Source organism: Paenibacillus larvae subsp. larvae, from assembly GCF_002003265.1.
Lineage (GTDB): Bacteria > Bacillota > Bacilli > Paenibacillales > NBRC-103111 > Paenibacillus_H > Paenibacillus_H larvae.
This window is the reverse complement of the sequence record NZ_CP019687.1, coordinates 1,039,281-1,059,313: the sequence shown is the minus strand read 5'-3', so window position 1 is coordinate 1,059,313 and position 20,033 is coordinate 1,039,281. Positions and strand designations below refer to the sequence as shown.

The 20,033-nt window shown below is 42.7% G+C and carries 14 protein-coding genes and 2 pseudogenes; 15 read left to right on the top strand and 1 reads right to left on the bottom strand.

Annotated elements, in window-relative coordinates:
* Positions 1-12: 12 nt before the first annotated feature.
* The 3 genes from BXP28_RS05485 (at position 13) to BXP28_RS05475 (ending at position 4,301) form a co-directional block, all read left to right on the top strand.
* The gene (locus BXP28_RS05485) at positions 13-3,114 is read left to right on the top strand and encodes a cyclic peptide export ABC transporter (protein ID WP_036654268.1); all 3,102 of its coding nucleotides are present in this window, start codon (positions 13-15) and stop codon (positions 3,112-3,114) included.
* 76 nt (positions 3,115-3,190) lie between these two features.
* A complete protein-coding gene (locus BXP28_RS05480) occupies positions 3,191-4,003 on the top strand; it encodes a 3-hydroxyacyl-CoA dehydrogenase family protein (RefSeq protein ID WP_023485312.1) in 813 nt (270 codons plus the stop codon).
* 28 nt (positions 4,004-4,031) lie between these two features.
* Entirely contained in the window at positions 4,032-4,301 is a 270-nt protein-coding gene (locus BXP28_RS05475; RefSeq protein WP_024094058.1) for an acyl carrier protein, read from the top strand.
* Between the two features lie 14 nt (positions 4,302-4,315).
* On the opposite strand, the gene loaP is transcribed toward BXP28_RS05475, so the two are convergent.
* Positions 4,316-4,846 (bottom strand): antiterminator LoaP, encoded by a 531-nt coding sequence (loaP, locus tag BXP28_RS05470; RefSeq protein ID WP_023485313.1) that lies wholly within the window; start codon positions 4,844-4,846, stop codon positions 4,316-4,318.
* 346 nt (positions 4,847-5,192) lie between these two features.
* Here loaP and BXP28_RS05465 point away from each other — a divergent pair, with 346 nt between their 5' ends.
* The 12 genes and pseudogenes from BXP28_RS05465 (at position 5,193) to BXP28_RS05410 (ending at position 19,993) form a co-directional block, all read left to right on the top strand.
* Positions 5,193-9,686 (top strand): non-ribosomal peptide synthetase, encoded by a 4,494-nt coding sequence (locus BXP28_RS05465; RefSeq protein ID WP_023485314.1) that lies wholly within the window; start codon positions 5,193-5,195, stop codon positions 9,684-9,686.
* Positions 9,687-9,782: 96 nt separating this feature from the next.
* Positions 9,783-10,835 carry an HAD-IIIC family phosphatase gene (locus BXP28_RS05460; protein WP_023485315.1) on the top strand — a complete coding sequence of 351 codons (1,053 nt, stop codon included), beginning with the start codon at positions 9,783-9,785 and terminating at the stop codon, positions 10,833-10,835.
* A 5-nt stretch (positions 10,836-10,840) separates the two neighbouring features.
* On the top strand, positions 10,841-11,092 hold the full coding sequence (locus BXP28_RS05455) for an acyl carrier protein (RefSeq protein WP_024094060.1): 252 nt from the start codon (positions 10,841-10,843) through the stop codon (positions 11,090-11,092).
* A gap of 2 nt (positions 11,093-11,094) precedes the next feature.
* Positions 11,095-12,263: pseudogene (locus tag BXP28_RS05450) on the top strand (acyl-CoA dehydrogenase family protein).
* A gap of 94 nt (positions 12,264-12,357) precedes the next feature.
* Complete coding sequence (sbnA, locus tag BXP28_RS05445; protein ID WP_023485317.1) at positions 12,358-13,341, top strand: 2,3-diaminopropionate biosynthesis protein SbnA; 984 nt, start codon at positions 12,358-12,360, stop codon at positions 13,339-13,341.
* A 25-nt stretch (positions 13,342-13,366) separates the two neighbouring features.
* Entirely contained in the window at positions 13,367-14,335 is a 969-nt protein-coding gene (sbnB, locus tag BXP28_RS05440; protein ID WP_023485318.1) for a 2,3-diaminopropionate biosynthesis protein SbnB, read from the top strand.
* A 71-nt stretch (positions 14,336-14,406) separates the two neighbouring features.
* Complete coding sequence (locus tag BXP28_RS05435) at positions 14,407-15,177, top strand: ParB N-terminal domain-containing protein (RefSeq protein ID WP_023485319.1); 771 nt, start codon at positions 14,407-14,409, stop codon at positions 15,175-15,177.
* Between the two features lie 157 nt (positions 15,178-15,334).
* Positions 15,335-15,481 (top strand): amidohydrolase, encoded by a 147-nt coding sequence (locus BXP28_RS23175; protein ID WP_167552491.1) that lies wholly within the window; start codon positions 15,335-15,337, stop codon positions 15,479-15,481.
* A 321-nt stretch (positions 15,482-15,802) separates the two neighbouring features.
* A complete protein-coding gene (locus tag BXP28_RS05425; RefSeq protein ID WP_077584936.1) occupies positions 15,803-16,666 on the top strand; it encodes a sugar phosphate isomerase/epimerase family protein in 864 nt (287 codons plus the stop codon).
* 43 nt (positions 16,667-16,709) lie between these two features.
* Positions 16,710-17,507 (top strand): annotated as a pseudogene (locus BXP28_RS05420) (Gfo/Idh/MocA family protein).
* Positions 17,508-17,518: 11 nt separating this feature from the next.
* A complete protein-coding gene (locus BXP28_RS05415) occupies positions 17,519-18,397 on the top strand; it encodes a sugar phosphate isomerase/epimerase family protein (protein WP_023485323.1) in 879 nt (292 codons plus the stop codon).
* Positions 18,398-18,454: 57 nt separating this feature from the next.
* Positions 18,455-19,993, top strand: coding sequence for a DUF4127 family protein (locus BXP28_RS05410; protein WP_023485324.1), 1,539 nt, complete (start codon positions 18,455-18,457; stop codon positions 19,991-19,993).
* Positions 19,994-20,033: the final 40 nt, after the last annotated feature.

Sequence of the window (20,033 nt, the reverse complement as noted above, 5' to 3'; positions counted from 1 at the left end):
GCTGATATGAACATGATGAGAATGATAAAAAAGGTTATTTTCTTGTGTTTGCTAGTGTTGTTCACATTTAGTACAGCTCCGGCCAACGCTCAAATTTCGAAAAGTCAACTTCCGTTAGATAAGATGGAACGGTGGATTGAAGAGCAGATGGACAAAGCAGGTATCCCTGGCTTGTCTGTCGTGATCAGCGGAAAAGATAGTACGTTGTATCAGAAAGGGTTCGGATACGCCGGTCTGAACAATAAGCGGCCCGTGACAGGAAGAACGCTGTTTGAATTGGGTTCCACCAGTAAAGCATTCACCGGTCTGGCCGTTCTTCAATTACAAGACCAGGGCATCATCCGCTTGAGCGATCCGGTTTCGGCCTATTTGCCCTGGTTCAAGATGCATTTCAAGGGAGAGCATCAAGGCGAAAAAATTGACGGTGATGTTGACATTACATTGGAACAATTGCTTCACCATACAAGCGGGATTCCGTTTGAAACGATCAAAGATATTCCTCAGGGTGACGGGGATGACAGTTTACAACGTACGGTAAAAAATCTGGTGAATCGTGAGCTTGATTTCTATCCTGGAGAACAGTTTCAATATGCAACTATAAACTATGACGTATTAGGCCTGGTTATTGAAGAAGTGACAGGTTCATCATTTGAAACTTACGTCCGCACTCACGTATTGGATACGCTCGGATTAAAAGAAACCTTCTTGTTCAGGCAAGAAACCGCCGGAAGGGACATGGCTGATGGATACAAGCATGGATTTATGCAATCCTTGACTTATAACGCTCCGATGTATCGCGGGGATACACCGGCGGGATATTTCATTACTAACGCTAACGACATGAGTAAATGGCTGCAGATCCAGCTTGGAAGTGGGGATGGAGGAATAAATCGTCTCATTGGCCAATCTCATTCTCCGGATCGGACGGTTCCACCCGCCGAGGACGGCTCGTCTTACGCAGCGGGATGGTCGGTGTATCAACTGGGGAGCGGCATGCTTTCCCATTCGGGAAGTAATCCAAACTACTCGTCCCAACTCGTCCTTTTGCCAGGAGAAGAAATCGGAATTGCCGTTTTGGCGAATTTGAATTCCGATTATACAGAGGTGATCGGAAACGGAATAGCTGCAATTCTTCAGGGGAAAGCCCCCGAGCCGCTTGAGTCGGACATGTTCCAGGATATGGACCGTTTGGCCACGGCAATTTTTATTGTTTCGGTTATCCTTGGTTTGACTTTTGCTTTTCTATTGGGAATGGCTCTAATGGACTTTGCAAAACGCCAGAGAACGCTTTCCAGCTTTACACGTAAGCATATCGCGCATGTGATCGTCACGATTGCTTTGTTATCTTTTATTGCCTATTGCTTAACCTGCATTCCCGAGGTACTGTTTATGGGTTTGTCTTGGGACTTCATGCAGGTTTGGGCACCATTCAGTTTGCTGCCGGCTGTATTTTCGGTTGCGGGAGCTGTATTTTTGTTCGCGTTTTATATGTTTATAGTTTATGTTTTTCCCAAAAAGAAAGAGAAAGCGTTAATTCCTTTGTTTATATTAAGCTTTATCAGCGGATTTGGTAATGCCATAGTCATCTTCTCGGTTGTTGAAGCGTTAAAGAAAGTTGACCAAGTTAACTTGGGACTGTTGTTGTATTATGGTCTGGGTATTCTGTTTTACGTGGCCGGTCAGAAGCTCATTCGGAATAAGATGATTGAATTGACCCATAATCTGGTGTATGAGAAAAGGTCCAAGCTCATTCAAAATCTGCTGCACACCCCATTCTACAAGTTTGAGAAAATAGACAGGGGCGAAATTTACGCCGTATTGAAAGGAGATACGGAGCTAGTCAGCCATTTGCCGAGTATTGCTGTCAGTGCGATGACGAATCTTGTAACCGTGCTGTTCTGTTTAGTTTATTTAAGCATTGTTAATTTTGGCGGGCTTCTTGTTTCCGTGTCCATTCTCGTTCTGGCGTCCGTTATTTACTTCCTGATGGCGCGGTCGGCTGACACACTTTGGGAACAAAGCCGGGATATTCAAAATCACTTTTTCAGTTATATAAATGATTTGGTTCAAGGGTTTAAGGAATTAAGTTTAAGCCGCCGCAGGAGATATGACTTTTCATCGGATCTGGATAACAGCAACCTAAATTTCCGGGCCAAAAACATTAAGGCCGGTTACAAGTTTACAAACGCATTTGTCGTGGGTGAATTATTATTTGTTCTGGTAATCGGCGGTATTGCTTTTGTCTTTCCCGTGTTGTTTACCAATATTCAGTCTGTGACGTTAAGCACTTTTGTATTTGTGTTTCTGTACATGACAGGTCCCATCAACGCATTGCTTGATGTGATTCCGGAGCTTGTTCAAATCCGCATCAGTTGGAACCGCCTAAATCAGCTGATTCAGAACACAAGCCAACATAAGGTAGACCAGATTTCACATCCCCGTCAAACGATTGTTGAATATTCTAAGAAGTTTACACTGGAAAACGTTGAGTATGAATATGACAACGGTGAGGAGAGCTTCCGTATCGGGCCGATCAGCTATGAATTCCGCATTGGAGAGATTACCTTCATTACAGGAGGGAATGGAAGCGGAAAAACAACTTTTGCCAAATTGCTCACAGGGCTCTATAAGGCAAAGAACGGAACAATATTGCTTGACGGGCAAGAGCTGGATCATTCTGAAATCGGAGAATATTTTTCAAATGTATTCAGCGACTTTTACTTGTTCAAGCGGATCTATGGTATAGAAACCGCGGGTAAGGAAGAACAAATTAACACTTATTTGGAGCTTTTGCAGATGCAAGAAAAGGTGGATATTGTGGACGGGAAGTTCAGCACAATTGATCTATCGACCGGGCAGCGCAAGAGGCTTGCACTGCTTATTAGTTACTTAGAGGATAAACCATTCTGCCTATTTGATGAATGGGCTGCCGATCAAGATCCTGAGTTTCGCAAATTTTTCTACGAGGATCTGCTTTCCGAATTAAAGCGAAGAGGGAAATGTGTTATAGCCATTACTCACGACGACAGGTATTTCTATCTTGCAGATAAAATCATCAAGATGAACGCCGGGGAAGTAGAATACATTGAGGGTTTAACTGAAATCAGTTCCTAAAAGACCTGGCATAGAAAGGGAGGAAGAAATATTGAGTAACAAAGGACAGCGGGTTGGAATTATCGGAGCGGGCACCATGGGAACATGCGTGGCCGCTGATTTTCTGTTTCATCATATTCCATGTTTACTAGTTGACATTTCGGAGCATGCACTTGCCCGGGCAAGATCAGAAATCAGACAGACACTTCGCTTTGCTAGAACGATAAACAAGGATTTGCCTTTCGTGGACATAGAGGAGGCTATGAAGAATGTCCGGTTTACAACGAATATTGGAGAGGTTTCGGACTGCACTAATATTATTGAGAATGTTCCTGAAATCTGGGAATGTAAAGAAAGTGTGTACAAGCAGTTAGACGAAATTTGCGATACGGATGTCTACTACGCAGCGAATACGTCCTGTCTTTCTATAACCAAAATTGCAGGAGCGACAAGCAGGCCGGAAAACGTCATTGGGGTTCATTTCATGAATCCCTCATATTTAAAAAGAACAGTAGAAGTTATTAAAGGATATCACACTTCTGAAGACTGTGTGGGGCAGACGGTAAAACTGCTAAAAAACATGAACAAAGAAGCGATTGTAGTGCAAGATTATCCGGGTTTTGTAAGCAACCGTATATCCCATCTGTTCATGAACGAGGCCGCCTTTGTGGTTCAAGATGGAGTAGCGGATGCCGCGCAGGTGGATAACATATTCAAGAAATGCTATGGACACAAGATGGGACCGCTTGAGACAGCTGATCTTATAGGATTGGATACCGTGGTACGCTCGCTGGATGTGCTCTACCAGAGTTATCAGGATCCCAAGTTCAAATGCTGCCCTTTACTTAGAAAAATGGTTGATGCTAATGTACTGGGTAGAAAGACGGGAAAAGGTTTTTATCAATATTGATAATGCAGGCAAATAGGAGGAGGTTAACATGCACCGAGACGTTAAAGAACGAATTGCTCACGTGATTGCCTCAAATCTGGATAATCCTGACGTGACTATAAATGATGACACTAGATTGGAGGATTTAGGTATACAATCGGTCAAGTTCATCAAAATCATGGTCGAAATCGAAGCAGAATTCGGAATTGACATCGGTTATGAAGAGCTATTTATAGAAAATGAGAACTTTTCAAACCTGGCCTCTATCACTCTCTTTGTGCAGAAAAAAATGCAGGCCGTTAGTGAATCAATTTCATAACTTTGAAATTGATACTAGGTTACGGATAGAATATTGATGCCCACATCTACTAAATTCGTTTTATTAAGAAGGGTAACTTCGATCTTTGCCCTTCTTTTTCTTTTGTCCACTTTTTTGATCATAGCTTCTTTTCCTTTTAGTGGACCTGAAATTACTTTTACCTTTTTGTTAATGATACTGACTTCTGAGTACTCAATAGTGTCGCGGTTTCCGGTCAAATCACGAATCCACTCCATTTCCTCCTCGGGAATGGCGGAGTAAAATCCACAGCTTTTGTCCTTTTTCCGGTCTCCGCTGTTTACGAGATAATGCAAATTGGGTATTTCTTTCAACAAATAATACAAGTTGGAGCTCATAGTTGTCCGAATAAATATATAGCCTGGAAATAACACGCGAATCACATCCCGTCTCACTCCTTTATGGCATTCCGGTACGACTTTTTTCGGTATGAAACATTGAAGAGATAAATGGTTACAAAAATTTGAAATATACTTCCCGACTACATCTTCTTTTCCTGTCGTAACAAAAAGGACATACCAAAGCATGCAGTATCTCTCCTATTATAAAAAAAGGATTAAAAGTTTGAATTAATTTCATAACTTAGATTTCCGTTGAATCGTATAATTATACAAAAAAATGATAAATTTAACATATTGTCTTTTGTGAAAACAACAGTAAATTGACTTATTATTCTAATGTACACTATAATAAACTATAAATTACAAATAATGCTATAACTATTTTTGACAAACGTCAAGTTGCTAATAGAGTGGATGATCGATAGGACACCTTTTTCATGACTGTACTCTATCAATCGGACATTTTTACCGGGATTTGCTCAAAGAGTAGAATGCAGGAAGCTGAGAGGAAGTCTAATAGGAGGTCATATTCTTGAACGAATCTAAGATCTACCCGTTAACACATGCACAGAAACGCATTTGGTATGTGGAACATATATACCCCGGGACAAGTATACATAATATTGGCGGACTAATTAAAATCTATGGTCCCGCCAATTTCGACATGCTTGAGGAAGCCATCAATTTGTTCATCCAACAAAATGAGGCAATTAGAATTCGGCTTGTCGAAAGGAATGGAGATGTACAGCAGACCGTTTCCGAGTACCAAAGACGGATTTTTCCGCGCATTGACTTTACGAAGGCAGATTCTTATGTGGATGTTGATACTTGGCTGCATGCAGAATTTTCCCGTCCTTTTTCTTTAAACGGCGAATTCCTCTACGATTTCGCATTGGTCAAACTGGATATAGGGGAGAGCGCCTATTTGACCAAAGTTCATCATATCATCTCGGATGGCTGGTCTTTTCAGTTGATGACTACACAGATTAATCAGATTTATACGCAACTTATGAACGGGGAAGAGGTCAATCAAAACCTTAGGCATTCTTACTTGGACTATACCCGGCAGGAGCAGCAATATCTTTCCTCTTCGCGTTTTTTGAAGAATAAGCAATATTGGCTGGAAAAGTTCGAGGGCATTCAAGACGTGAACCTGCATGCTTCATACGCAAATACGGAGGGAAGGCGCAAGACTTTCATTTTAAATCAAAGCATGTCTGAGAAAATTCGTGATTTTACGAATAAACACCGTATTTCGTTGAATACTTTTTTTGTCGCCGCAATGCTCTTATATCTCCATAAAGTAACCCAGCAAGACCGTATCACGTTAGGAACCCCGGTCTTGAACCGGAGTGGTGCAAAGGAAAAAAACATGTTTGGAATGTTCACAAGTACTATGCCGCTTTTTGCCGAGATTCAGCATGAGATGTCATTCTCCGCGTTTGCACTTTATGTAAACCGTGAGTTGATGCAATGTTATTTTCACCAAAGGTACCCTTATAATTTATTGGTTCAGGATCTTCAACTTCAGAAGAGGGGAATTGACCAATTATTTCAAGTGTGCGTGAACTATTACAATACAAGGTTTGACCGGAAATTCGGTCCCGGATGGCGGATGCAACAGATTGAAATTCATAATGGACATCAGCTATATCCGCTGCAGCTGATTGTTACAGACTGGTTATCGAATGGAGGAATGGAGTTATACTTCGATTACAAGACGTCCGATTATAATGAAACACAGATAGAAGATATGTTTCACCGTCTTTGCCACATTGCAGATCAGATACTCATGCAGCCAGATGAGCAGGTGACAAGCCTTCAGATGTTATTTCCAGAGGAAAGGTTTAAACTGCTCTACTCCTCAAACTCATCATCTTGTGATTACCCACTACATAAAACGATTGGACAATTATTTGAAGAACAAGTGAAACAAACTCCGGATCGTGTTGCCGTCACTTACGGGACGCAATCGCTGACATACCGGGAATTAAACGAGCGAGCCAATCAACTGGCACGGATACTCGTTCACAGAGGTATAGGAAGCTCCCAGACGCTTATAGCTATCATGGCCCGACACTCATTGGAAATGGTAATTGGGATATGGGCGGTCATCAAAGCAGGCGGGGCGTATTTGCCTATAGACCCCGATTATCCTAAGGAAAGAATCGAGTATATTCTACGGGATAGTTCTGCGGCACTCCTTCTCACAACAAGCAGGGAATGGAAGGAGGGGTACCCGTACAATGAGGGTTCGGTTCTCCTGCTTGATGACGAACAATTATATATTGGGGAAAAAGAAGATCTATCCATCCCCGTCAAGCCGGAAGACCTTGTTTATGTTATATACACGTCAGGATCAACGGGAAATCCCAAAGGGACGATGATCAAACATCGTGGACTGGTTAATTATATCTGCTGGGCCAGCAAAACGTATATCCGGGACCTAGATGATGTCTTTGCTCTTTACTCCTCCATTGCCTTCGACTTAACGGTCACATCCATTTTCACACCGCTCATTAGCGGTAACCGAATTGAGATATACGATAGTGATGGCAGCGAGTTTGTTCTAAATCGAATTCTTCAAGATAACAAAGTAACGGTTATTAAGCTGACGCCCGCTCACCTGTCACTTATAAAAAACTTGAACGTTACAGAATCTTCCGTCCGGACACTGATTGTGGGAGGAGAAGATCTAAAAACTTTGCTTGCCGGGCAAATATACAAAAACTTCCAAGGGGAAGTTGATATTTACAACGAATACGGTCCGACCGAAACAGTAGTCGGCTGTATGATTCACCGGTTCGACCCTGAGAGTGACAAAGGCGCCTCTGTATCAATAGGTAACGCGATTGATAACATGCAGATTTACTTGCTCGATAAGTGGCTGGAGCCGGTTCCGGCAGGAGCAGTTGGAGAAATCTATATCTCTGGCGAAGGGGTTGCCCGTGGGTACCTGCATAGAGCTGAACTTACGGCGGAGCGTTTTCTCGATAATCTGTATATGCCGGGGTACAAAATGTATAAAACGGGTGATCTTGCCATAAGGTCGGATGAAGGCGGCATCACGTATCTTGGGCGGATCGATCATCAGGTCAAAATAAAAGGTTACCGTATTGAATTGGGAGAAATTGAACATCAATTATTGACATTGAAACAGATAGGAGAGGCGGCGGTTATTGACTTCAGGGGCAATGATGAACAACCTTATCTTGTCGCTTATTATGTCGCTGAAAGAGAGCTTCCCTCTCTGAAGCTACGGAAGCAGCTGGCAGAAGTTTTGCCGTCCTATATGATTCCGGCTTACTTTATTCGCCTTGATAAGCTGCCGCTTACGGCAAACGGAAAAGTTAATCGGGCGATGCTGCCCCTCCCAGATAAAACGCCGGTTACAGAAAAGTCAATAGAAATAAGTCCTGCGGAAATACTGTTGACGGACATTTTCAAGGAAGTGCTTCGGGTTGAAAATGTGGGACGAAACGATAATTTTTATAGGCTTGGTGGAGACTCCATCAAGGCTATCCAGATTGTATCGAAAATAAATGGGGCAGGATACGGCATAAAAGTGAAAGATGTTTTAAGTTATCCGACCATAGAAGAGCTCGCATCATTGCTTGTCTCAAATACATTACGGCCAATTGAGCAGGGACTGTGTGAAGGTAAAGTGTCCCCGCTGCCCATTATACATTGGTTTAAATCAAGGGGATGGAATAACCCCCATTATTATGCGCAGTCTATTCTGCTTACTTTAAAAAAAGAGGTAACATCCGAAGAGTTAAAGAATGCGATTTATTCTTTAATTCAACATCATGATTCCCTTAGACTCCAGTATGATATGGAAAACGATTATCTGATATATAAGAGTGTTAATCAGGAAGAGCTTGAGCTTTATCAATTTGATCTTTCCGGCTGTCCCCCAAGTGAACAGACAGATATCTTGAAGAGGAAAGCGGAAATGGTCAAAGCAAGCCTTCGTATCAACGAGGGGTTACCCATAAAAGCGGCTTTGTTCAATATGGGGGAAAAAGGAAAACGTCTTTTGCTTACAGCTCACCACTTGGTTGTGGATGGTATTTCTTGGAGAATACTGCTGGAAGACTTTGATCATCTCCTGCAATCTGCTATGAGCGGACAGATTGTCTCGCTTGCTCCGAAGACGCATTCCATACAGGCATGGTCAGAAGCGATCGATGCGTACGGTCAGGAGCAGGTCTTAGAACACAGCGCGTATTGGCAAGAAGTCGTACATAACAGGGAGGATGTGTTGACCCCTGACTTTTCTTCAGAAGATGACCGTATTGCCGTCTGTACTACACTTGTGCGAGAACTTTCAGAGGGGGTAACCAGGAAACTTTTGGGCGAGGCTAATGAAGCGTTTCGTACCCAGACGAACGATTTACTAGTCACCTCACTCGCAATGGCAATTGGTGAGAGGTCAGGCCGGGATAACATGACCATAGAACTTGAGGGGCATGGTCGGGAAGAGCTGTTCGATCTTGATATATCAAGAACTGTAGGTTGGTTTACATCGATCTATCCGGTTAACATCCGCCTGCCAAGTAAAGGAACTGCAGAAATCCTCAAGTATGTAAAAGAGAAGCTTAGAGAAATTCCTAACAAAGGTATCGATTATGGCATCCTAGTTTATCTGGCCCGTCATATTAAGGATCAGAGCCAAGGGAGCATCCGGTTTAATTATATGGGCGAAATCGATAACCATCTACAGAGTACTTTGATCGGCATTGCAACTGAGGATACCGGAAGTGATATGTGCCCCGGCAACCGTCTATTATGCCTCGTTGATATCGTGGCCATGGTGATCGGTAATAAGCTGCGAATCAGTGTGACGTACAGTACATCCAAGTTCAATAAGGATACGATGGAGATGTTTGCAGATGCCTTTGTAAGAAAAATAACAGAGATCGTCGACTTTTGTGAAAATAGTGAACAAGCCGATTTCACACCATCTGATTTTGATACGGTAAATTTAAGTCAGGGTGAATTGGATGTTTTGTTTAATGGATGATGGACGATGGAGTTTGGCTGGCGGGGCTGCTTCGGTTTATATTGCTCTTAATCGTCAGCAGAATAAATTGTATTTTGTAAGGAGGTCAATATTTATATGGGAGAACCCAAGGAAATCAAATGTATCGTTTGGGATTTGGACCATACGATCTGGGACGGGGTTTTGCTGGAATCGGACAAAGTCGAATTGAAGCCACAAATTAAAACGATTCTTGCGGAATTGGACTCCCGGGGCATTCTGCATTCTATCTCAAGTAAAAACAATGAGGAGGATGCGATGGCCAAACTTCGTGAATTCGGTATCAGTGAATATTTCCTGTATCCGGAAATGAATTGGAACACGAAATCTTCATCCATCGAAAGGATTTGCAAAAACTTGAACATTGGGATGGACACTATCTTGTTTATCGATGACCAGCCCTTCGAACGTGATGAGGTGCAGAGTGTGCATTCTTCGGTGATGTGTCTGGATGCTGAAGAGTACAAAACGATATTAGATCACCCTCGCCTGAATCCCCGGTTTGTTACGGAAGATTCGGTGCGCCGGCGACATATGTATTTGGAAGATATCCAAAGGAAAAAGGAGGAGGAAATGTTTTCTGGCCCAAAGGAGACTTTTCTCAAATCCCTTGGCATGCAATTCGTCATCAGTGAAGCAAGGGAGGAGGATTTAAAACGGGCGGAGGAACTGACCATCCGTACGAATCAACTTAATGCAACAGGCTGCACATACAGCTATGAAGAGCTGAACTGGTTTAGACAGTCACCCGACCATATTCTGCTGGTTTGCGAATTAACGGACAAATATGGCTCTTATGGAAAAATAGGACTGGCCCTGATCGAGATTAAAGAGAAATATTGGCATTTAAAATTGCTATTGATGTCCTGCAGAGTGATGTCTCGAGGAGTAGGAACCGTCATGCTTACGTATATCATGCAGCAGGCAAAGCGTGAAGGTAAAAAACTTCGTGCTGATTTTAAGCAGACTGACCGTAACAAAGTAATGTATGTCACCTACCGATTCGCGAACTTCAAAGAAATTGATCATGATGGCCAAGGACAGATTTTGTTTGAAAATGATTTAACAATAATTCAACCGTTTCCGCCTTATATTGAGGTGAAAATACCGGTTACAGAAAGAAGGGAGTAAATACAATGGATATTAAACAAAAAATCCGAAGTTTTATTGAAAGTAACCTGGTGGTTTTTGAAGACGAAGCAGCATTTTCGGATGACGATCATATTTTTCAGATGGGTTTCGTTAATTCTCTATTTGCTATGAAATTGCTCGCTTATATCGAACAAAAATTTGGAATTACGGTCAGTAACGAGGATTTGGATATAACTAATTTTAGTTCGGTAACCAATATCACAAATTATATTGAAAAACATCGGCAGGTGGTATAACTATGAGCATTCATACAAATGCTGCCCATACGCGGATTTTGGAAGAGGCTGCGGAGTTTGCTGCCCAGGAAATACGGCCTTTAGCGGCCGAAATTGACCAAAGTGGAGTACTTCCTCGCATTCTGATAAGCAAAATGGCCCAAAGGGGTTATTTATCGGCCAGCTGGCCCAAAGAATATGGGGGCTTGAGTTGGATCCGGTTGCCTACGGTTTGCTAACAGAACAAATCGGAAAAGCATGCAGCAATACAAGAGCACTCCTTACGGTACAAACTTCATTGCTGGGAGAAACCATGCTACGGTTCGGTACAAAGGAACAAAAAGAGATGTGGCTTCCGCTCATGGCACAAGGAGCTAAAATGGGAGCATTTGCCCTTTCTGAGCCAAATGTGGGATCAGACGCGAAAAACGTGCAAACATCGTACCGGAAAGAAGGAAACCGGTATATTTTAAACGGTAGAAAAAAATGGATTTCATTTGCTGCAATCGCCGATTTTTTCTTGGTGGCAGCAACTAACGAAGCAGGGCAAGCATCGACATTTATCGTAGAGCGGGAGCGGGAAGGGCTGCATACTATTCCGATCAAGGGTTTGCTAGGCAACCGGGGAGTGCATATCGCAGAAATCCAATTGAACAACATAGAGATTCCCGAGGAAAACCTGTTTGGCAGTGAGGGCGGAGGGTTTACGTATGTTGTATCCACAGCATTAGACCATGGCCGTTACAGTATAGCTTGGGCAGGAGCTGCGATAGCTGCTGAGGCACTGGAAGCGATGGTTACTTATTCCCGAACACGGTCACAGTTCGGTGAAAAGTTGCACAATTTTCAATTGGTAAAGGGCATGATAGGAGATACTGTAACGAAGGTACATGCCGCCCGTGCGTTGTGCCTTAGAACAGGTGAAAGAAGAAAAGAGGGCCATGACGAGTCCATTCATGAAACGGCTATAGCCAAGTATTTTGCCTCTAAAATTGCGGTAGAGGTAACTAGTGATACTGTCCAAATCCATGGAGGCAACGGCTGCTATAATGCATACCCGGCGGAACGGTTGTTTCGTGAAGCGAAAGTGCTGGAAATCATCGAAGGTACAAGTCAAATTCAACAGCAGATCATTTCCCAATACGGTTTAAGGAAATATGCGGTAAAACACAGGAAAACAGTTCCAAGCTAGATTATAAATGCAGGTGACTAAAAAGATTCCATTCTTACATTTTAAGGCAGGAATCATGAGTGAAAAAATACACTTGCAAAAGGGGACAATTTAAATGCTGACTAAGCTAAAAACGCTGGTAAACCGAATTGGTAACACTCCTCTGATTCAACTGGAACATGAGAAGATCAATCTGTTTGCTAAACTTGAGTTACATAATTTTATGAGTAGTGTCAAAATTCGACCTGCGTATTATATTTTGAAGACCGCGATTGAGAGTGGGGAAATTAATCAAAACACAACTGTTATTGAATCATCGTCAGGCAATTTCGGCGTTGCGTTAGCCACGCTTTGCAAGTACCTCCATATAAAATTCATAGCTGTCATTGACCCGAACATCAATTCCAATTACGAGCAGATGCTCAGGTCCATTGCTTACGATGTAGTCAAAGTTACAACGCCTGATCCGACAGGAAGTTATCTTTTGACAAGGGTCAAAACGGTACAGGAATTATGCCAGCAGATTCCATATTCCTTCTGGACCAATCAATACGAAAATCCCAACAATCCTCTTTCCCATTATTTAGGTTTAGGGGCAGAGCTGGTTGGCCACTTTGGCCATCTGGATTATGCTTTCATAGGAGTTAGCTCAGGAGGCACAATTTCCGGAATATCCCAGTGCCTGAAAGAATCTTTTCCTCATGTGAAGATTATTGCGGTTGACAGCGAAGGTTCCGTTATTTTTGGTGATAAACCTAAGAAAAGATATATTCCCGGGTTAGGCTCAAGTATGGTTCCGCCCAACGTTAAAGGGGCACTTATCGATGAAATCATCCACGTATCAGAAATCAACACGGTAGAAGGTTGTAAACAGTTATTTGAAGAACACGCTATTTTTGCAGGAGGTTCGTCAGGTACAAGTTATTATGCCATCAATCAATATTTTGAAAAAATGAAGCCTGGAGAAAAACCAAATGTTGTGTTTATTTGTCCCGATAGCGGAGTTCCTTATATAAATACAATTTACAATCAGGACTGGAAAATGTGGTTGTATGAACAGAATGAAGAACAAGCCCGGTTGAGCGTACCTAATAAGTAAAAAAATGAAAAGGAGCCTGATATTTATGTTGTATCTAAACACTAAAGATATTCAACAAATGGGGATTGATTGGGAGCAAACTATAGCTTACATTGAACAGGCCGTAAATAGTTTTCATGAAGAAGATTATGCACAGCCAATCAAACCCTACCTGCGTTTCAGGGATCCGGCCATTCGGATTATTGCCATGCCCTCTTTTATCGGCGGTGACATCAATGCAGCAGGAATCAAGTGGATTTCCAGTTTTCCCAAAAATCCGCAAATTGGAATTCAACGTGCCCATTCCGTAACCATTCTAAATGAGACCGAAACAGGAAAACCGTCTGCTTTTATCAACACGGCCCTTGTTAGCGGAATCCGTACAGCATCCGTCTCAGGTCTGGTGATTCAATACTTTGAAAAAACAAGAAATAGACATAATATGACGGTTGGAATCGTTGGATTTGGACCTATAGGCCGTTTACATCTTCAGATGGTACATAACTTGCTGGGAGATAGAATAAATAAAATTTATCTGTTTGATATCAAGGGAATACAGAGTGAGTTTATTCCGGAGGACATTAAAGAAAGAACGGTTATTGCAAAAAGCTGGGAAGAGGCTTACCTTGATTCGGATTTATTTATTACTTGCACAGTTTCTAGTAATGGCTACATTGACAAGAAGCCCAAGGATGGAGCGTTACTGTTAAATGTGTCATTGCGTGATTTTAAACCGTCAATTCTTGAGTACACCAATGCCATATATGTAGATGATTGGGATGAAGTATGCCGTGAGAATACGGACATCGAGAACATGCATTTGCAGAAGGGGCTGCAAAAAGAAGATACTAAGTCCATTGCGGACATTGTATGTTTTGAGGATTTCTCGAAGAATCAGACTAGCGAAGCGGTCATTTTTAACCCAATGGGAATGTCCATTTTTGATTTGGCGACTGCCACTTATTACTATCGTAAAGCTTTAGATCAAGGGATAGGAATAACGTTACCTGAGTAAAAAAGTCAGGTCTTTGATGGCCGGAAGTTCGCTTTTCGCAGATCCTCTCTGAATAGGAGTGAAAGAAAAACATGGTCAATGTATTATCCAACTTAGAACTGGTAGATATAGAATTCATTGATGTGCACGAGAAGTGCGAACCCAAACGCTTGACAAAAACTGTACAGACCATTCAAGATGATGGTTTCATCAAGAATTCGGTATTGGCCATTAAAATAGATAATCGTTATCTGATAATTGATGGAACTCATAGAACCAGTGCCTTGAAAACATTAGGCTGCCGAAGAATTCCAATTCAAGTTGTAGACCCAAAAGAATTAAAGATAGAATATTGGAGCCACCTTGTACCTGAAGGGAATTGGCTGGAAAGTTTGCGTCAAGACCATACGCTTATCTGGACGGAGGAGCAAAAAGAAGCATGTCCTATCGCGGTTTTGATCAATAGTATTGGAGAGAAGAACTATCTCTACCTGAATGACCAGATACCCTCTATCAGTGAATCCCCACTGGATGTCTGGCACAAAATTGTAGGTATGTACAGTGAAGTCTACAACGTGAAACGGGTAATGCAATCTGAAGAAATCTTACCTGATCCGGGTCATGTCATGCTTCATTATCCTGCATATGATTTGAAGCAAATACACGATATGGTTGCTCTTGGAAAGGCCATTCCTTCCGGTGTTACTCGTTTTATAGTAAACGGCCGTCTGCTGAATTTAAATATTCCCTTGCATCTGCTTACATCTCCTGTACCTCAGCAGGAGGATTGGGATAGATTACACGAGCAATGGGGAAAAAACTTGCGCTATTATTCGGAATCCGTATATCTTTGTGAAATGTAGATTTTTCTTTTATATAATATTGATGGTGGTTGGTTGCTGTCCGTTACACAAGATTTGTTTGTTATCCGGCGTAAGGACTTTCCGGGCAGTTTGCCATCCACCAAATCACCACAGTGAAGATTTCTCTGCTTATACGGATAAACTGGCAGGTGTTTTTGTGGGGTTGGGTGCCAAAGACGAAACAGCGGATGCTTTATATATGAATCATCACCCCAAATTTACGGTTGATGAAGAAGCCTTCCAAACAGGAGTGAAACTTTTTGTCATGATTGCTGCAAGAAAGCTATTGGGCTTAAAGGGTTGACATTGGAAAAATTTTCTCATTAAATAATCAATAGAAGGATTTTTTCTCCAAATATAGAAAAAGATAACGCTTCCTATGTGGTAAGTAGAAAGCTACCTGCCTTGCGAGGAGAAATCCATATTTTTACTATAATTAGAAAGCGTTCTCAATACGTTGAGGGGATGCTTGTGTGCTTAAGTGACCATGATTCCGATTTACGTTCAGATGGAGTTAAATAAGGAAATTTCTATAACGGGTATGAAATAATTTACCGGCAATTTGCATAAAACCCTATAGGGACTTGATGGGTCGTGGAACAAAAAGTGAAAGAGAGGTACCTGTATGAAATTAGGAGTAAGCTCCTACAGCCTGTATCAGGCTTCGCAAAATGAAGGCCTGACCATATTGGATATTCTTGATTGGATTGCGGCTAATGGAGGTGAGCATGCGGAGATAGTCCCGCTTGATTTCGATCTGACGGAGCAGCCTGAGCTTTCGGATCAAATCCGTCAAAGAGCGGAGGACAACAGCATTGAATTGTCCAATTATGCAATCGGTGCCAATTTCCTTACGGAATGTGAGGAAGCTTATGAAGCGGAAATTCAACGTGTAATGAGACATGTTGATGAAGCTCACCGGATGGAGATAAAACTGATGCGCCATGATGCGGCTTCCAGGCCGATTCCGGAAACCAGCATTCATCATTTTGAAGCGGATCTATTGAAGGTTGCAGATGCCTGCAGAAGAATAGCCGATTATGCAAGCGGATTCGGAATCACCACGAGCGTGGAAAATCACGGGTTTTATATTCAGGCGAGCGATCGTGTGCAGCGTTTAGTTCATTCGGTAGACCGGGATAATTTTAAAACAACACTAGACGTGGGCAACTTTATGTGTGTAGATGAAAACCCGGTGGCGGCGGTTCAGAAAAATATAGCTACCGCTTCAATGGTTCATGTCAAAGACTTCTATCTGCGGCCGTCTTATCAAAATCCAGGTGAAGTCTGGTTTCAAACGGCAAACGGGAACTTCTTGAGAGGAGCGATTGCCGGTCATGGTGACCTGGACCTGAGGGAAATTCTTCGCGTAATCAAAGCTTCCGGCTATAACGGATATATCTCAATCGAATTTGAGGGTCTTGAGGATTGCAGGAAGGGGACAAAAATCGGTCTTGCAAACGTCCGCCGAATCTGGTATGACGTATAGCTGGGGGAGGTTTTAATAGGTCTAACATAAGGAGGAAACCGGGATGGGTAAAATCAAAGTTGGCGTTATCGGAGCGGGATCCATATCGGAAATGCACCTCAATGCCTACGATAACAATAAGGAAGTCGAACTGGCAGCTGTCTGTGACTTGAACGAAGAACGGGCGAAACAAAAAGCAGCCAAATATGGTGCGGAAAGGATATATACCGATTATAAGGAACTGCTCTCCGATCCTTGGAATAGATGCGGTAAGCATTTGCACCTGGAATAACAGCCATGCCCCTATCAGCATCACTGCTTTGGAGGCCGGGAAGCATGTGTTGTGTGAAAAGCCATTATGCAAAACAGTGGAGGAAGCCCTGAAAGTAGAAGAAGCTGTGCACAAAAGCGGTAAAATTCTTCAAGTTGGTTATGTCCGCAGGCTGGGAACGAATATGAAGGTTTTGAAGAATTTTATTGATGAAGGAGACCTTGGGGACATCTATTTTGCGAAAGCGACATGCTTAAGACGTCTTGGCAATCCGGGCGGCTGGTTTTCCGATTCATGCCAAAGAGGATGAACTATTTATCCGGGTGTATGGGGATAAAGGCGGAGCCGAACTGGAGCCCAAATTAATGCTGGTCAGCGAGAAGTATGACACGATATTAAATATCGAACCGCAAATCGACTATTTAACCTTTGATTTTGAAAACGGGTTTCAAAATCAAATTGATCATTTCATTTGACAGCTGCCAGGGACGGGTTTCCACTATCAGTCCGGTAGAGGACGGCTTGGAAATGATGAAAATACTTTGCGGTATTTACGAATCCAACAAAAAAGGCAAAGAAATTCATTTTTAGGGGGAAGCAAAATGAGTCTTCTTCAAAATCCGATTGGTATTATTGTGGACAGTTTTCATCTTCCTCTAAGAGAGGGGTTAAAAAAGGCAAGGGAAGTGGGAGCAGACGGTGTGCAAATCTATGCCGTCTCCGGCGAAATGGATCCGGATCAGCTTTCTTCCGGAGCAAGAAAAGAATTAAAAGCCTTCATTGAATCATTGGGATTGGAGATTTCGGCACTCTGCGGTGATTTGGGCGGACATGGTTTTCAAGATAAACAACAAAATAAATATAAAATAGAAAAGTCAAAACGTATCCTGGATCTGGCCGTTGAATTGGGTACAAATATAGTAACGACCCATATTGGAATCATACCTTCCGAGGATAACCCAGTATATGAAGAAATGCAGCGGGCATGTGAAGAGTTAAGCCAATATGCGAACAGCATGGGAGCTTTTTTCGCTATTGAAACAGGTCCGGAACCGGCGGAACATCTTAAAAACTTTTTAAATACACTAAGCGGTAAGGGAGTATCCGTTAATTTTGATCCGGCGAATATGGTAATGGTAACCGGTGATGATCCGGTTCAAGGAGTAATTACTCTGCAGGAGTATATTGTCCATACTCATGTGAAGGATGGAGTCCGTTATAAAGAAGTAGATCCGCGAGAAGTTTATGGATTTTTAGGTTATGAACCAATGGACCACGGCAAGATAGCGGAAATGGTTTCATCAGGAAAAGTATTCCGGGAAGTCCCGCTTGGAGAAGGCAAAGTTGACTTTGATGCATACTTCAATGTTCTTCAAGACATAGGTTATAAAGGATACCTTACAATTGAGCGTGAAGTCGGAGACCAGCCCGAAACCGATATCCGGAAAGCTGTAGCTTTTATCCAGCGCTATACTTCATAGGCCCGATTGGCCGGTTTATACGGTCTATCCGTAAGTTAAAGGGAAAGAGGATATAACATGAGGAAAAAGAAGATCTTGTACGTCCCTTTGGATGAACGTCCTTGCAATTACGATTTCCCGAACTTTTTATCATCAGGAAGCGCATTCTCTCTGGAAAGACCCGGGAGAGAATTAATGGGGTTAAAAAAGGAACCGGGTGAAGCTGAAAGAATATGGGAATGGCTGTTTGAGCACGTGAAAGATGCCGATGGGGCCATTCTTTCCCTGGATACGCTTATTTATGGAGGGATTGTCCCTTCACGTCTGCATGAGATGACAATAGAAGAATGCAATAACCGGTTACAGCGGATTCGTAAGTTGAAAGAGCTCAATCCGCAGCTTCAGATTTATGCTTTTCATCTGATCATGCGCTGCCCCAGTTATTCCAGTCATGATGAGGAGCCGGATTATTACGAACAGTGGGGGAGGGAGATATTCAGACAAGGTTTCATCCGCCATAAGATTGAAATCGGCATAGCCACAGAGGAGGAACGCAAAGAACTCCAAGCCATCGAAGCGGTCTTGCCGGAAGCGGTTGTGAAGGATTATAAAAACCGGCGAAGCGTGAACAGAGAAATGAACAAACAGGCGATCGAACTGGTACAAGGAAACATGATTGATTTCATGATCATCCCGCAGGATGATTCCGCTCCTTATGGCTTAACGGCAATAGATCAGCAATATGTGCGGGAATATATTGAAGCGTTAGGTTTACAGCTCTGTGTATATATGTATCCGGGAGCAGACGAAATCGGCTGCACGTTATTGGCAAGAATGATCAACCAATATTTAGGCAGAAAACCACTGATCTATCCGCGTTTCTCAAGTATTGAGGGCCCGTTTATCACGCCAACATACGAGGATAGGGCTCTGCTTGAAACGATCAAATATCAGGTTATGGCTGCCGGTGGCCTCCTATGTACCTCTTGCACAGAAGCAGATCTGGTACTTTGTGTGAATACACCAGGTGATAGGATGATGGAGGCTTGTGCCCAAAACGACCGGGGCATCGGCTATAACGTCTTCCGTACGATCATAGAATTGGTAGAGACAGCAGATTATATCGTTCATTACTTGAAAAAGCCTTGTATGATTGCGGATGTAGCCTTTATCAACGGGGGCGACCTGGAATTGCTTCAGCTGCTGCGGGACAAAAAGCTGTTGTTCAAACTGGCTGCCTATGCGGGTTGGAACACGAGCTCCAATACGTTAGGAACGTGTATTGCTCAAGGAATGCTATACAGTGTGTACGGGAATACACAATCACATCTCGATTTCCTCTCCCTTCGTTATGTAGAAGATGCCGGTTATTGTTCGTTTGTCCGTACTTACATGTGCAAAAACGAACTGCCCCATCTGGGATCCGGGTTTACTTATTTCTCCATTGACGGACCCAGAGGGAAGGTTGCCGGGAGGGTGAAAGTACTGCTGAATGATTTTATTGAGCTCCATATTAACGACGGGGAATACGAAGTGAAAATTGACGATTGTTATATGCCGTGGAGCCGCATGTTCGAAGTCGGATTAAAAACTCATGCCGTTAAATTGGAAAAGTGAAAACAGAAATATATTGAATCAAGAAGCCGATGCCTTTTGT

What these genes read in the sequence shown, in the direction of transcription:
- sbnA (WP_023485317.1), top strand. Translation starts at nt 12,358, where the DNA reads ATGCTGACTAAGCTAAAAACGCTGGTAAACCGAATTGGTAACACTCCT.
- BXP28_RS05475 (WP_024094058.1), top strand. Translation starts at nt 4,032, where the DNA reads ATGCACCGAGACGTTAAAGAACGAATTGCTCACGTGATTGCCTCAAAT.
- BXP28_RS05425 (WP_077584936.1), top strand. Translation starts at nt 15,803, where the DNA reads ATGAAATTAGGAGTAAGCTCCTACAGCCTGTATCAGGCTTCGCAAAAT.
- BXP28_RS05455 (WP_024094060.1), top strand. Translation starts at nt 10,841, where the DNA reads ATGGATATTAAACAAAAAATCCGAAGTTTTATTGAAAGTAACCTGGTG.
- sbnB (WP_023485318.1), top strand. Translation starts at nt 13,367, where the DNA reads ATGTTGTATCTAAACACTAAAGATATTCAACAAATGGGGATTGATTGG.
- loaP (WP_023485313.1), bottom strand. Translation starts at nt 4,846, where the DNA reads ATGCTTTGGTATGTCCTTTTTGTTACGACAGGAAAAGAAGATGTAGTC.
- BXP28_RS05480 (WP_023485312.1), top strand. Translation starts at nt 3,191, where the DNA reads ATGGGAACATGCGTGGCCGCTGATTTTCTGTTTCATCATATTCCATGT.
- BXP28_RS05485 (WP_036654268.1), top strand. Translation starts at nt 13, where the DNA reads ATGATGAGAATGATAAAAAAGGTTATTTTCTTGTGTTTGCTAGTGTTG.
- BXP28_RS05410 (WP_023485324.1), top strand. Translation starts at nt 18,455, where the DNA reads ATGAGGAAAAAGAAGATCTTGTACGTCCCTTTGGATGAACGTCCTTGC.
- BXP28_RS05460 (WP_023485315.1), top strand. Translation starts at nt 9,783, where the DNA reads ATGGGAGAACCCAAGGAAATCAAATGTATCGTTTGGGATTTGGACCAT.
- BXP28_RS05415 (WP_023485323.1), top strand. Translation starts at nt 17,519, where the DNA reads ATGAGTCTTCTTCAAAATCCGATTGGTATTATTGTGGACAGTTTTCAT.
- BXP28_RS05435 (WP_023485319.1), top strand. Translation starts at nt 14,407, where the DNA reads ATGGTCAATGTATTATCCAACTTAGAACTGGTAGATATAGAATTCATT.